Annotated in this window: 13 protein-coding genes and 1 pseudogene; 13 read left to right on the forward strand and 1 reads right to left on the reverse strand. The window is 68.5% G+C overall.

The annotated features are described in order from the left end of the window. The 8 genes from IQ458_RS18925 to fliR all read left to right on the forward strand — a co-directional run. The coding region (locus tag IQ458_RS18925) for a flagellar hook-length control protein FliK (RefSeq protein ID WP_203323781.1) at positions 1 to 1,103 on the forward strand (1,103 nt) is incomplete at its 5' end. Between the two features lie 296 nt (positions 1,104 to 1,399). Further along, complete coding sequence (locus IQ458_RS18930) at positions 1,400 to 1,921, forward strand: flagellar basal body-associated FliL family protein (protein WP_318289227.1); 522 nt, start codon at positions 1,400 to 1,402, stop codon at positions 1,919 to 1,921. A gap of 16 nt (positions 1,922 to 1,937) precedes the next feature. Then, positions 1,938 to 2,984, forward strand: a complete 1,047-nt coding sequence (fliM, locus tag IQ458_RS18935) for a flagellar motor switch protein FliM (protein ID WP_183636946.1) — start codon at positions 1,938 to 1,940, stop codon at positions 2,982 to 2,984. Beyond that, positions 2,981 to 3,319: a flagellar motor switch protein FliN gene (gene fliN / locus IQ458_RS18940; RefSeq protein WP_141452588.1), complete on the forward strand. Its 339-nt coding sequence runs from the start codon at positions 2,981 to 2,983 to the stop codon at positions 3,317 to 3,319. The genes fliM and fliN overlap by 4 nt, the downstream gene beginning before the upstream one ends. Positions 3,320 to 3,329: 10 nt before the next feature. Further along, the gene (gene fliO / locus IQ458_RS18945) at positions 3,330 to 3,734 is read left to right on the forward strand and encodes a flagellar biosynthetic protein FliO (protein WP_183636947.1); all 405 of its coding nucleotides are present in this window, start codon (positions 3,330 to 3,332) and stop codon (positions 3,732 to 3,734) included. Positions 3,735 to 3,736: 2 nt separating this feature from the next. Further along, complete coding sequence (gene fliP / locus IQ458_RS18950; protein WP_235997007.1) at positions 3,737 to 4,573, forward strand: flagellar type III secretion system pore protein FliP; 837 nt, start codon at positions 3,737 to 3,739, stop codon at positions 4,571 to 4,573. A gap of 835 nt (positions 4,574 to 5,408) precedes the next feature. Then, complete coding sequence (locus tag IQ458_RS18955; protein WP_183636952.1) at positions 5,409 to 5,678, forward strand: flagellar biosynthetic protein FliQ; 270 nt, start codon at positions 5,409 to 5,411, stop codon at positions 5,676 to 5,678. A 144-nt stretch (positions 5,679 to 5,822) separates the two neighbouring features. Further along, positions 5,823 to 6,614, forward strand: a complete 792-nt coding sequence (gene fliR / locus IQ458_RS18960; protein WP_141452584.1) for a flagellar biosynthetic protein FliR — start codon at positions 5,823 to 5,825, stop codon at positions 6,612 to 6,614. A 225-nt stretch (positions 6,615 to 6,839) separates the two neighbouring features. On the opposite strand, the gene IQ458_RS18965 is transcribed toward fliR, so the two are convergent. Beyond that, the gene (locus IQ458_RS18965) at positions 6,840 to 7,694 is read right to left on the reverse strand and encodes a LysR family transcriptional regulator (protein WP_183636954.1); all 855 of its coding nucleotides are present in this window, start codon (positions 7,692 to 7,694) and stop codon (positions 6,840 to 6,842) included. A 144-nt stretch (positions 7,695 to 7,838) separates the two neighbouring features. On the opposite strand from IQ458_RS18965, the gene IQ458_RS18970 reads away from it, so the two are divergent. From IQ458_RS18970 to IQ458_RS19715, 5 genes and pseudogenes are all read left to right on the forward strand, one after another. Beyond that, the gene (locus IQ458_RS18970; protein ID WP_203323784.1) at positions 7,839 to 8,606 is read left to right on the forward strand and encodes a hypothetical protein; all 768 of its coding nucleotides are present in this window, start codon (positions 7,839 to 7,841) and stop codon (positions 8,604 to 8,606) included. 285 nt (positions 8,607 to 8,891) lie between these two features. Then, positions 8,892 to 9,872: a GGDEF domain-containing protein gene (locus tag IQ458_RS18975; RefSeq protein WP_183636958.1), complete on the forward strand. Its 981-nt coding sequence runs from the start codon at positions 8,892 to 8,894 to the stop codon at positions 9,870 to 9,872. A 225-nt stretch (positions 9,873 to 10,097) separates the two neighbouring features. Beyond that, entirely contained in the window at positions 10,098 to 11,228 is a 1,131-nt protein-coding gene (flhB, locus tag IQ458_RS18980; RefSeq protein ID WP_183636960.1) for a flagellar biosynthesis protein FlhB, read from the forward strand. Continuing rightward, positions 11,225 to 13,306 carry a flagellar biosynthesis protein FlhA gene (flhA, locus tag IQ458_RS18985; RefSeq protein WP_183636962.1) on the forward strand — a complete coding sequence of 694 codons (2,082 nt, stop codon included), beginning with the start codon at positions 11,225 to 11,227 and terminating at the stop codon, positions 13,304 to 13,306. Before flhB ends, flhA begins: the two co-directional genes overlap by 4 nt. A gap of 179 nt (positions 13,307 to 13,485) precedes the next feature. Continuing rightward, positions 13,486 to 14,030 (forward strand): annotated as a pseudogene (locus tag IQ458_RS19715) (flagellar biosynthesis protein FlhF); the annotation flags it as partial.

The raw sequence follows: 14,030 nt of genomic DNA on the forward strand, positions 1-14,030 counted from the left end.
GCGAGCCCGCGCGGGATGCGCGCACGGACGGCCCCGCCCGCGCGCAGGCGGATGAGGCGAACGCTTCCGCCGACGACGCCGCATCCGCGTCCGCCGCCACCGCGCAGGCGGAACGCGACACGCGAAAGGACCGCCACGAAAGCGCCGACGAGGACGCCGCCTGGCCTCCCGCCGGACTGATCCTGGCGGTGTTCCCGCCTCCCCTGGACAGCCTTGCCGGCACGCCGGAAAGCGTCCCGCCGGGAATCCCGGGGCACGGCACCTCCGCGTTGTCGACCGGTTTCCCGGCCGGACTGCGCCTGGCCGCGAACGCGATGTCGATGGCAGGCACCATGCTCGCCGAAGGTGGACTGGCTACGCCAACCACCAGCACGGAGGCCGCGCCAGCGGATCCGCTCGCCTTCGCCAGCGCGATGGCGAACCCCGCCCGGCCTGCCGACGCTCCTCCGGCATCCGCATCCCCCGGCACCGCCCCGTCCACGATTCCGATCGGCGACCTCGCCGCCGGCGAAACCACGCCCTTGCCCGCCACGCTCGCCGCCGGACTGGCCGCGCTCAAGGACATGGCCGGTGATGCCGGCGGCGCCGATACGGACGCGCCCGCGCCGATCGCCGCTCCCCTGGCCGGCATGCCCGCGCCCGCCTCCGATTACGGCCTTGCCCGCACCGCCACCGTCAATCCGCTGGCGTCGATGACGCCGGACCTGCGCGGTGACCGTTTCGGCGACACCCTCGGCACCCAGATGACCTGGATGGCCGAACAGAAAATCGGCCATGCCCACATCCGGGTCAGCCCCGGCGATCTGGGCGCAATCGAAGTCAGCCTGCGCCTGGACGGCGATCGCGTGCACGCCGATTTCAGCAGCGCGCAGCCGGAAGTCCGGCAGGCGTTGCAGGACAGCCTGCCGCGCCTGCGCGAAATGCTGGGCCAACAGGGTTTCCAGCTGGCGCAGGCCGACGTCGGCCACCGCCAGCAGCCGCAGTCCTCGCCGGCCCAGGCCAATGCCACACGTGGCGGCGACGGCACCGGCTCGGGCACGGACACCGCACCCCGCAGCGCGCCGGTTCGCATCGCCCGCGGATTGCTGGACGCCTACGCCTGACCCGCAACGCCCGTAGAGCGGAGCTCGCTCCGCTGCTTGGGCATTTGCTTTGGCCTGAATGGTTCGTTCGTCATCGGTATCGCGCGCCAGCACCCGGTAACCCTTCCGGATGAAGGCCGGACGGAATGGCAAAGCTGGAGCAGCGGAGCAAGCTCCGCTCTACGTCGGCGCCCCGGCCGGGCTGTCGGCGGCTCCGCACGACGGCGTGTGCCTCCGCCGGATTTCCGGCACCGCCCCGCCGGGTCCACGGCACGCCACTTGCATCTTCTCCCGCGTCCATCCAGGAGAACGCCCGCGTGCCCCCCGCCGAGAAACCCGACCCCAAGCTGCTCAAACCAACGCCCAAGGCGGGCAAGCCCTGGCTGATCATCGGCCTGGTCGCGCTGGTTGCCGCCGGTGCGGCCGGCGGCGGCGCCTGGTTCTTCGCATCGCGCAACGCCGCGTCCGCCAAGGCGGCCGAAGCCAAGCCCGCACCCGACGCCAGCAAGGTCCCCGCGCCGGCGCAGTACTTCGCCCTGGAGCCGCCCTTCGTGGTCAACCTGATCGGTTCGGCCGGCGGCGCGCGCTACCTGCAGGTCGAAGTGCAGCTGATGACCCGCGATCCGGAGTCGCTCAAGGCCATCGAACTGCACGCCCCGGCCCTGCGCGCCAAATTGCTGATGCTGTTCGCCCAGCAGAACGCCGAGGAGCTGATCACCCGCGCCGGCAAGGAAAAGCTGCAGGCGCAGGCGCTGGCCGAAGTGCGCAAGCTGATGAAGGCTGAGACCGGCAAGCCGGGGGCCGAGCAATTGCTGTTCACCAGTTTCGTGATGCAGTAAGGGGAAGCCCGCGATGATGAGCGACCTGCTTTCGCAAGACGAAATCGACGCCCTGCTCCACGGCGTCGATTCCGGCGCGATCGAGACCGACGAGCCGCCGCCGGACCCCGGCGTCGCCCGCCTGTACGACTTCGCCAGCCAGGACCGCATCGTCCGCGGCCGCCTGCCCACGCTGGAGATGATCAACGAGCGCTTCACCCGCACCTGGCGCATCGGCCTGTTCAACCTGCTGCGCCGCTCGGCCGACCTGTCGGTGCGTGGCATCGAGATGATCAAGTTCGGCGAGTACCTGCACTCGCTGTACGTGCCGACCAACCTCAACCTGATCCGGCTCAAGCCGCTGCGCGGCGTCGGCCTGATGGTGTTCGAGCCCAAGCTGGTCTACACGGTGGTGGACAACTTCTTCGGCGGCGACGGCCGCTATCCGGCCAAGATCGAGGGCCGCGAGTTCACCGCCACCGAGATGCGGGTGATCCACCTGTTGCTCAAGCAGACCTTCACCGATCTGGTCGACGCCTGGGCGCCTGTGATGCCGGTGGAATTCGAGTACATCAACTCGGAAGTCAATCCGCACTTCGCCAACATCGTCAGTCCGCGCGAGTACGTGGTGGTCAGCCGCTTCCATGTCGAACTGGACGGCGGCGGCGGCGATCTGCACATCACCCTGCCTTATTCGATGCTGGAGCCGATCCGCGAACTGCTCGACGCCGGCATCCAGTCCGACCGCGTGCACGACGACGACAGCTTCCGCGACAGCGTCAACGATTTGCTGCGCGGCGCCGAGGTCACCCTGTCCAGCGTGCTCGCCGAGAAGCGCATCAGCCTGCGCGATCTCACCCGTTTGAAGGTGGGCGACATCCTGCCCATCGACCTGCCGCGCACGGTGCCGGTGTGCGTCGAGCAGGTGCCGGTGTTCACCGGCGAGTTCGGCACCTCCAACGGCAACAACGCGGTGAAGATCATCGCCCATCGTCCGCCCGGCGCGCTGGTCACGCCGCCGCCCGCGGCGCCCTCGCTCGCCCCGACCGCTACCGACATCGCCACCCAGGATTCCCTGCCATGAACCAACCCCTCACCGAAGAAGCCGCCGCCGCGCAATTCGAGGCCCTGCAGGCCGACGCCGGACGCAGCCTCAGCGACATGAGCCTGGACGTCATCCTGGACGTGCCGGTGGTGCTGTCGCTGGAAGTCGGCCGCACCCGCATCCCGATCCGCAACCTGCTGCAGCTCAACCAGGGCTCGGTGGTGGAACTGGAGCGCGGCGCGGGCGAGCCGCTGGACGTGTTCGTCAACGGCACCCTGATCGCACACGGCGAAGTGGTGGTCGTCAACGAACGCTTCGGCGTGCGCCTGACCGACGTGGTCAGCCCGAGCGAACGCATCCGCCGCCTGCGCTGAGCCACGGTCCATGTCGTTTCCGCTTCCCCTGATCGCCGCCGCCGCCACGGCCGCCGCACCCGCGCAGAAGATTGGCCACGCCGCGCCGGCCACGCCCGGCATCGGCGGCGCGCTGGTCGGCCTGATCCTGGTATTGGGCCTGATCCTCGGCCTGGCCTGGCTGCTCAAGCGCCTGCCCGGTGCCGGCCTGGGCCTGCGCCCGAACGATCAGCTGCGGATCGTCACCAGCCTGTCGGTCGGCACCAAGGAACGCCTGCTGGTGGTCGAAGTGGGCGGCGAACAACTGCTGCTGGGCGTGAGCCCGGGCGGCATCGCCCACCTGCATCGCCTGCCCGAACCGCTGCCGCCGGTGCCGGTGCAACCCCTGCCCAACTTCGCCGAACTGCTGGCCAAGCGCCTGCGCAAAGAGAAATGACGATGCGTCGCCTGTTGCCCTTCCTGCTGTGCCTGTGGCTGCTGGCCGCGCCCGTGCTGGCGTTCGCGCAGAACGCGCAGAACGCGCAGGCCGCCACTCCCGCCCCCGCCACGGCCGCCACGGCCGCCACCGCGCCAGCGGCGCCCACGCCGCCGGGCAAGCCGACCCTGCCCACGCTGCCGGACGTCAACGTCGGCCAGATTGGCGATCGCAACGTCAGCCTGCCGTTGCAGACGCTGCTGCTGATGACGGCGATCACCCTGATCCCGTCGATTCTGCTGGCGATGACCGCGTTCACCCGCATCATCATCGTGCTGGGCCTGCTGCGGCAGGCCTTGGGCACCGGCCAGACCCCGTCCAACCAGGTGCTGGTGGGGCTGGCACTGTTCCTGACCATGCTGGTGATGATGCCGGTCGGCGAGAAAGCCTGGGCGCAGGGCATGGCGCCGTATCTCGACGGCCAGATCGACTTCGCCACCGCCTGGACCCTGACCACTGGTCCGCTGCGCGACTTCATGCTGGCGCAGGTGCGCGAAACCGACCTGATGACCTTCGCCGGCATGGCTGGCCATGCCAGCTACGCGAGTCCGGCCGACGTGCCGTTCCCGATCGTGGTCGCCTCCTTCATGACCAGCGAACTGAAGACCGCGTTCGAAATCGGCTTCCTGATCTTCATCCCCTTCGTGATCATCGACCTGGTCGTGGCCAGCGTGCTGATGTCGATGGGCATGATGATGCTCTCGCCGATGCTGGTCTCTGCCCCCTTCAAGATCCTGCTGTTCGTGCTGGTCGACGGCTGGGTCTTGATCGTCGGCTCGCTGGCGGCGAGCTTCAACTGAGTGGGATTCGGGATTGGGGATTCGGGATTCGCAAGAGCCGAAGCGCCTTTCCCAATCCCCAATCCCCAATCCCCAATCCCCAATCCCCAATCCCCAATCCCCAATCCCCAATCCCCAATCCCCAATCCCCAATCCCCAATCCCCAATCCCCAATCCCCAATCCCCAATCCCCAATCCCCAATCCCCAATCCCCAATCCCCAATCCCCAATCCCCAATCCCCAATCCCCAATCCCCAATCCCCAATCCCCAATCCCCAATCCCCAATCCCCAATCCCCAATCCCCAATCCCCAATCCCCAATCCCCAATCCCCAATCCCCAATCCCCAATCCCCAATCCCCAATCCCCAATCCCCAATCCCCAATCCCCAATCCCCAATCCCCAATCCCCAATCCCCAATCCCCAATCCCCAATCCCCAATCCCCAATCCCCAATCCCCAATCCCCAATCCCCAATCCCCAATCCCCAATCCCCAATCCCCAATCCCCAATCCCCAATCCCCAATCCCCAATCCCCAATCCCCAATCCCCAATCCCCAATCCCCAATCCCCAATCCCCAATCCCCAATCCCCAATCCCCAATCCCCAATCCCCAATCCCCAATCCCCAATCCCCAATCCCCAATCCCCAATCCCCAATCCCCAATCCCCAATCCCCAATCCCCAATCCCCAATCCCCAATCCCCAATCCCCAATCCCCAATCCCCAATCCCCAATCCCCAATCCCCAATCCCCAATCCCCAATCCCCAATCCCCAATCCCCAATCCCCAATCCCCAATCCCCAATCCCAATCCCCAATCCCAATCCCCAATCCCAATCCCCAATCCCGGCACCCAAATGACTCCCGAAACCGCATTGACCGAACTCCGTGGCGGCCTTGAAATCGCGCTGTGGGTGGGTGGGCCGCTCTTGCTGGTGGTGCTGGTCGTCGGCGTGGTGATTGGCGTGATCCAGGCGGCGACGCAGTTGAACGAGCCGACCATCGCGTTCGTCGCCAAGGCCATCGCGCTGACCGCGGCGCTGTTCGCCACCGGCAGCTATCTGATGGGCACGCTGGTGGAGTACACCACGGCGCTGTTCCAGCGCTTGCCGCATCTGATTGGGTGAGGCGGTGGCGACGGTTGGCCAGGCATCGCGGGGGAATCCCCCCCTGCCCCCCCTTTTTCAAAGGGGGGAATGTCCGGGTGCCGTTCTGGTTTTTCCACGGTGGCGGCCCGTCGAATGTGTTGACAAACCGGCGGGGATGCGCGGATGAATGCCGCCACCCAGATGGTCATCGATGGGCAGCAGGCGTTCGGCCTGATCACCACGCTGCTGTGGGTGATGCTGCGCACCGGCGCCATGCTGATGGCGATGCCGCTGGTCGGTACCCGCGCGGTGCCGGTACGGGTGCGGGTGATCCTGGCCGGCGCGCTGTCGCTGGCACTGGCGCCGATGCTGCCGTCGCCACCCACCCAGATCGCCTTCGATTCGGCCAACGTGCTGACCGCCGCGCGCGAGCTGGCGGTCGGCGCCTGCATCGGCTTCCTGCTGCGACTGGCGTTCGAGGCCGGCGCGCTGGCGGGTGAACTGATCTCGCAGGGCACCGGCCTGGCCTTCGCGCAGATGTCGGATCCGCTGCGCGGCGTGAATTCCGGCGTGGTCGGCCAGTGGTTCTACCTGGCCTTCGGGCTGGTGTTCTTCACTCTCAACGGGCATCTGGCGCTGGTGGCGCTGCTGGTCGACAGCTACCACTCGCTGCCGATCGGGACCGCGTTGCCGGACCCGCAGGCGGTGTTGCAGGTCGCACCGGCGTTCTTCATGCAGATCCTGCGCGCGGCCCTGAGCCTGGCGTTGCCCGTGATGGTGGCGATGCTGGCGGTGAATCTGGCGTTCGGTGTGCTGGGCCGCGCGGCGCCGGCGCTCAATCCGATCCAGTTGGGCCTGCCGACCGCGTTGTTGCTGGGGTTGTTCCTGCTGGCGCTGTTGTCGGGTGAACTCGGGCCGCCGGTGCAGCGCATCTTCGACCAGACCTTCGACGCCGCGCGACAGCTGACACCGTAGAGCGGAGCTCGCTCCGCTGCCCTGGCCTTTGCCTTCTTCCTTTAGGCGTCATTGATATCGGACGCTGCCACGCGTGATTGCCAGGGGCGATTCGCCCTGGTGCGTTTGCGTCGGGGGCTTGGGCACCCAGGCAAAAAACGGAGCAGGAGCAGCGGGGCAAGCCCCGCTCTACGTGGAGGAACGGCGGCGATGTCCAGCGGGCGACATGATGGCGAAAGCCACCGTCTACGCCGCCGCCCTGCGCAGCAACGCGGCGTCTTCGCTGCGCAGATCCCGCTCCCGTCCGATCAGGTGCACCTCGTTCAAGCACGGCTTGGACAACCGGTGCACGCGTACCCGCGAGCGGTAGGCGCTGCCCAGCGCCGAATCCAGCGGGACGATCGACCATCCGCGTCCCTGTGCCACGCTCTCCAGCGCTTCTTCCAGTTCGTCGAAATGATCGCTGCGGTGCCAGCGCGCCGGCAGCGGCAACTGCTGGCTTTCGAACCAGCGGAAGAACACGTAGTCGAACTCCTCGTAGGTCACGAACGGCAGCGAGGCGATCTGCGCGGCGCGGGGCGTCGCGCGACGTGCCTTGGGGCCGACCAGCGCCAGTTCCTCTTCGCCCAGCGGCACCGAGGCGATGCCGGCGGTCACCAGCGGACGATAGCTCACGCCCAGCGCCACCCGTCCGGTTTCCAGCAAGGCCAGCACCTGGCTGGCGGTGCGGAACAGCACTTCCAGCGGGCGCTCGGGCGGCAGCAGCGACAGCAGCCGCGGCACCAGCCGATAGCGGCCGAAGCCGGACACGCAGGCGATCCGCATCGGTTCGGCGGCGACGTCCTCGCGCACGTTCTGCCAGGCCTGGCCCAGATCCAGGTAGGCGCGCTCGATCGAGGCGGCCAGCACCCGCCCGCGCGGGGTCAGCACCAGCCGGCTGCCGCTGCGCCGGAACAGCGGCGTGCCGAGTTGGCGTTCGAGCTGCTGCAGGTCGTAGGTCACCGCCGAGGGCGATTTGTGCAGGCTGCGCGCGGCGGCGTTGACGCCGCCCTCGGCGACCACGGTACGGAATACGGCCAGGCGGCGGAAATCGGGAAGCATCGGCCGGAGGAAAGCGGAAGGAACGCCGATGGTAAGCCGGGCGCGAGCATTCCATGTCATCGAATGGCGACGCCGGGATTTGAAATGGCCGGTGGCGCGCGTCCGGCCTAGGCTGTCGCCATTCCCCTTCGCCGGATGCCCGTCATGCGATTCCTGTCCGCCTGCCTGCTGCTGGCCGCATTGCTGCCCGGCGCCCATGCCGCTTCCGCCGCCCATCCGGCGGCGTCCACCCGCGACAGCGGCGATGCCGCCCATCTGTTCGGCTACTGGACCAAGCCCGGCCAGCGTGAAGCCTTCGACGAGGGTTATCGCCGCCATCTGGCGTGGCACCGGCAGGCGGGAGATCCGCTGGTGTGGTACGGCTGGTATGTCAGCGACGGCAAGCGCGCCGGGATGTTCGTCGATGGCAGTTTCGGCGCGCCGTTCGCGGCGTTCGACCGGCGCGTCGATCCGGCCGGCGACGGTGCCGACGCCGCGCGCAACGTCACCCCGTTCGTGGAACCGGCGCTGCGCGCCAGCTACCGGTTGCGCCGGGATCTGAGCAGCGGCTTCCCGCTGGAACGCTGGCAGCCTTCGCCACGCCTGCTGGTGACCCGCTACGTGGTCCGGCCCGGCGCACGCGCGGCGTTCGAGCGGGCGGTCCGCCTCGCCCGGACGGCGCTGCCGGCCGATGCGCCCGCGCACAGCTGGTACGAGCCGGTCAGTGGCGACGCGCCCGGTTATCTGCATCTGGTCGCGCTGCGCGGCTGGCAGGACCATGACCGCGGCGACGGCAGCCTGGACGCCCTGCTCGCCCGATCCTCCGATCCACAGGCGGCGGACGCGGCCGCCGCGCTGGCCACCGCGGTGCTGTCGGCGGAAACCGAGACCTGGGAATACCGCGCCGACCTGAGCCTGATTCCCGCCCGCTGAACCGCCGGGTCCTTCCTGTGGGAGCGACGTCAGTCGCGATTCGGGATGCCGGCCCCCTTCGCGACTGACGTCGCTCCCACGGGGACGGTCCATCTTGCGGTGGGTGGCGCGGACATGTCGGGGGTCCGGTCGCGACTGACGTCGCTCCTACGAGGGCTATCCGGCGGATGGGCAACGATTCCTTGACGGGTTTCACCCGCAGTCGGAATTCCGGCACTAGACTTGCATCGGGAAAGACGACGAAATCACGATGCCGGCGCCACCGGGCGCCAGACCCTGACCGGGATGACCCCAAAGAACCGCGACATCCGCCTGGAGCTGATCACCCTGCTGGGCGTGACCACGACCGTGGTGATCGCCGCCTTCGCGGCTTACCGCTGGCTGCACGGCGATTTCCTGGCGCTGGCGGTGGATGGGGTGATCGCCGCGGCGATTTTCGGCGTGGTGGTCTATGCCCGCAACAGCGGCAACAGCGCGCGCGCCGGCGACCTGCTGTGCCTGCTCAATTCCAGCGCCTGCCTGCTGGCCGTCTGGCTGATCGGCCCGATCGCCATGACCTGGCTCTATCTGGTCCTGCTGACCAACTTCTTCCTCGCCGACCGCCGGCTGGCGCTGGGCGCGGGCCTGGTGATGCTGGCGGTGCTGTGCCTGCTGCCGGGCGTGTTCCCGGACGTGTTCCATGCGGTGTCCACCCTGGTGACGGCCGCGCTGACCGCGCTGTTCTCCTACATCTTCGCCACCCGCAGCCAGGACGACCGGGTCGAGTTGCAGGAACTGGCCTCGCTGGACGCGCTGACCAACGTGCCCAACCGGCGGATGATGGAGCGTGCGCTCACCCACGCGGTGGAACAGCAGACGCTGGGGCGCGGGCGGTACGGCCTGATCGTGCTGGACCTGGACCACTTCAAGGAGGTCAACGACCTCTACGGCCACGCCGCGGGCGACGACGCCATCGCCGATCTGGCCTCGATCCTGCGTTTCGAGATGCGCAAGGACGACCAGGTCTACCGGTTCGGCGGCGAGGAGTTCGTGGTGCTGCTGAAAGTCTCCAGCCGCGACGAGCTGGAATCGGCCACCGAGCGCCTGCGCAAGGCGGTACGCGCTTCGCTGCGCGGGCCCGGCGGGCGCATCACCATCTCGCTCGGTGGCGCCCTGCTCGGCCATGAACGCGACTGGCACGACTGGTTCTCGCGCGCCGACGCCGCCCTGTACCGGGCCAAGTCCAACGGCCGCGACAGCTACGTGATCGCCGAAGACCTGTTCTGACCCGCCGCGGCGATCGCGAACGGTTCGTTTGGACCGGGTAGGAGCGGCCTCCGGCCGCGAGCTTTTCAGGGGCGCGCGTGGATGGCGGGAGAAGCTCGCGGCCGGAGGCCGCTCCTACCCGGTTGTTCGGAGAAAACGACATCGTGAATGGGGCGACGCCCGTTTCCCGTCGCCGGACTGGAACGGGACTTGCAGCGTGGCGGTCGGTTTTCCCGACGCAGCGCCATGGCCGAACAGGACGAAAGCGGCGAACGCACAGAACAGCCCAGTGAAAAACGCCTGCGCGAAGCCCGCGAACAGGGCAACATCCCGCGTTCGCGCGAACTGGCGACGGCGGCGGTGTTCGGCGCCGGCGTGGTCGCGCTGCTGACCATGGCCATGCCGCTGGCGCGCGGCTCGCTGGGCTGGATGAAGATCGCGCTCAGCCCGGATCCGCAGCTGTTCAAGCACCCGGACCAGTTGTTCGGCCACGTCGGCAGCCTGCTGCTGCAACTGCTGTGGGTGATGCTGCCGATGATCGGATTGTGCCTGCTGGCCGGCTTCCTCGGCCCGGTGCTGATGGGCGGACTGCAATTCTCCAGCAAGGCGCTGACACCGGATCTGAAGCGACTCAGCCCGATGGCCGGGCTCAAGCGCCTGTACGGCGCCGAGAGCGTGGCCGAACTGCTCAAGTCGCTGCTGCGCGTGGCCTTCATCGGCCTGGCCGCGGGCCTGAGCCTGAAGCTGGGCCTGAATTCCCTGCGCGAGCTGCTGACCATGCCGCTGGAGCAGGCCGTGCGCACCGGCATGGGCTTCGCCGGCGGCCTGCTGCTGGCCTGCGCCGGCGCGCTGGCGCTGCTGGCGGCCATCGACGCGCCGTACCAGAAGTGGAACTGGATGCGGAAGCTGAAGATGACCCGCCAGGAATTGCGCGAGGAGCTGAAGGAAAGCGAAGGCCGGCCGGAAGTGAAGGGCCGGATCCGGCAGATGCAGCACCAGCTGTCGCAGCGCCGGATGATCGAGGAGGTGCCGACCGCCGACGTCATCGTGGTCAACCCGACCCACTACGCGGTGGCGCTGAAGTACGAGGCCGGCCAGATGGGCGCACCGCGGGTGGTCGCCAAGGGCGTGGACGAAATCGCCCTGCGCATCCGCGAGGTCGCCGAGGCGCACCGGGTCGCCATCGTGTCGGCGCCGCCACTGGCACGCGCCTTGTATCGCGAAGGGCAACTCGGCCGGGAGATCCCCGTGAGACTGTATACCGCCGTCGCCCAGATCCTGTCCTACGTCTACCAGTTGCGCGCCTGGCGCGACGGCACCGTGGCCGAGCATCCGGACCTGCCGGCGGTGGACGTGGATGAGGGCAAGCCGGCATGAGCGCGGTGCCCAGCCCCACCTCCCGGGTGATGGACATGCTGCGCCACGGCCTGGGCGCGCCGCTGGTCGTGCTGGCGATGCTGGCGATGGTGATCGTCCCGCTGGCGCCGCCGGTGCTGGACGCGCTCTTCAGTTTCAACATCGCCATCTCGCTGGTGGTGCTGCTGGCGGTGGTCTACGTGCGGCGGCCGCTCGACTTCACCATCTTCCCGATCGTGCTGCTGATGACCACGATGCTGCGGCTGGCGCTCAACGTGGCCTCCACCCGCGTGGTGCTGTTGCACGGCCAGGACGGCCATGGCGCGGCCGGCAAGGTCATCGAGGCGTTCGGCGAATTCGTGGTCGGCGGCAATTTCGCGGTCGGCCTGGTGGTGTTCGCGATCCTGACCATCATCAACTTCGTGGTCATCACCAAGGGCGCCGGGCGCATCTCGGAAGTGTCGGCGCGCTTCATCCTCGACGCGATGCCCGGCAAGCAGATGGCGATCGACGCCGACCTCAACGCCGGCCTGCTGACCCGCGAGGAAGCCAAGGCCCGGCGCGAGGAAGTGCGCGAGGAAGCCGACTTCTACGGCGCGATGGACGGCGCCAGCAAGTTCATCCGCGGCGACGCCATCGCCGGCATCCTGATCCTCTTCATCAACCTGGTCGGCGGCCTGGCGATTGGCGTGCTCCAGCACGGCCTGCCGGTCGGCGAGGCGGCCAAGATCTATACCCTGCTGTCGATCGGCGACGGCCTGGTGGCGCAGTTGCCGGCGCTGCTGGTGTCCTCGGCGGTGGCGATGCTGGTCACCCGCGCCTCGCGCGCGCAGGACATGGGCAACGCGATGGTTGGCCAGGTGTTCGGCCAGCACAAGGCGCTGGCGGTGGCCGCCAGCCTGATCGGCGTGGTCGGGCTGGTCCCGGGCATGCCCAATGTCGTGTTTTTGACGCTGGCCGCGGTGCTTGGCTACATCGCCTGGAAGCTGTGGAAGAAACAGCAGCCCGGCGCCGGCGGCGAAAGCGCCGCGGGCGCCGATCCCGCGCTGCCCGCGCCGTCCAACCCGCAGGCCGAACTGACCTGGGATGAAGTGCGTCCGGTGGACCCGCTGGGCCTGGAAGTCGGCTACCGGCTGATTCCGCTGGTGGACAAGGCCCAGGGCGGCGAACTGATGTCGCGGATCAAGGCGGTGCGCCGCAAGCTCACCCAGGATCTGGGCTTCCTGATTCCGCCGGTGCATATCCGCGACAACCTGGAACTGCCGTCCAACGGCTACCGCCTGCTGGTGCATGGCGTGCCGGTGGCCACCGCCGAGATTCATCCGGATCGCGAACTGGCGCTGGATCCCGGCGGCGCGTTCGGCACCCTCGACGGCATTCCAGGGCGGGATCCCGCGTTCGGCCTGGACGCCACCTGGATCACCCCGGGCCAGCACGCGATGGCCGAATCGCTGGGCTACACCGTGGTCGATGCCTCGACCGTGGTCGCCACCCACCTGTCGCACCTGGTGCGCGAGCACGCGCCGGAACTGCTGGGGCACGAGGAGGTGCAGCAACTGCTCGCCAACCTCGGCAAGACCGCGCCCAAGCTGGTCGAGGATCTGACGCCCAAGACGCTCACCCTGTCCACGGTCGTGCGGGTGCTGCAGAACCTGCTGATCGAGCGCGTGCCGATCCGCCAGTTGCGCCGGATCGTCGAGGCGCTGGTCGAGTTCGGCCCGCAGAACCCGGATCCGGCCGCGCTCACCGCCGCCGTGCGTACCTCGCTGGGTCGTTTCATCGTCCAGGAAATCTCCGGCATGGCGCCGGAGCTTCCCGTCTACACCCTGGCGCCACAACTGGAACGTGTCTTGCAGGACAGCGTGCAGGGCACCGGCGCCGCGCTGGAACCCGGCCTGGCCGAACGGCTCCACCAGAGCCTGGCCGACTGCGTCGCCCAGCAGGACGCGCGCAGCGAGCCGGCGGTGGTGCTGGTCCCCGGCGGCGTCCGCGCCGCGCTGGCCCGGCTGGTCCGCCACAGCGTCCCCACGCTGTCGGTCCTGTCCTACAGCGAAGTCCCGGAGGACAAGCGGTTGAAGCTGGTGGGGACGATTAGTTGAGGCGACGGGATTGGGGATTGGGGATTGGGGATTGGGGATTCGCAAAAGCGGGTTCATGACGGGGATGCAGCGATGAAGACGAACACGACACGACCTAGATATCCAATCACCTCGAACGGCTTGCCGTCGCCTTGCTTTACCCAATCCCGAATCCCGTATCCCCAATCCCGGCCTCTCAAATGAAAATCAAACGTTTCGTCGCTCCCGACATGCGCACCGCCTTCGCGCTGGTCCGGCAGGAACAGGGGCCGGATGCGGTGATCCTGTCCAATCGCATGACCGACGACGGCGTCGAGATCGTGGCGGCCTCCAACTACGACGAGACGCTGGTGCAGCGCACGCTGGAGGCAATGCGTCCGGCCGAACCGGCGCCTTCGTTCGCGCGCGCCGCGCCGTCCGCATCCGCATCCGTGTCCGCCGAACCACGCGCCGCCGCCAACCGCCAGGCGACGGAGATGTCGCCGGCCGAAGCAGCTGCGGCCTACTTCAACCGGGTCGCCGCCGCAGCGCCCATCGAATCGCGCCTGGCCGAGGAGTCGCGCGCCCCGGTCGAGCCGCCGTCGGCGTTCATCGCGCCGGTGCCCTCCTTCGCGCGTGAAATCCCGGCCGAGCCGTCCGCGCCCGCCGCCTTCGCGCTGGATCCGATGTCGTTCGCCGCGCGCCTGGCCGCGAGCCTGCCGGCGGTGCCGGCGGAACTGTCCACGGCGGCGCCGGCCCCCGCCAC

The sequence above is a fragment of the Pseudoxanthomonas beigongshangi genome, assembly GCF_016820515.1.
In the GTDB taxonomy this organism is placed as follows: domain Bacteria; phylum Pseudomonadota; class Gammaproteobacteria; order Xanthomonadales; family Xanthomonadaceae; genus Pseudoxanthomonas_A; species Pseudoxanthomonas_A beigongshangi.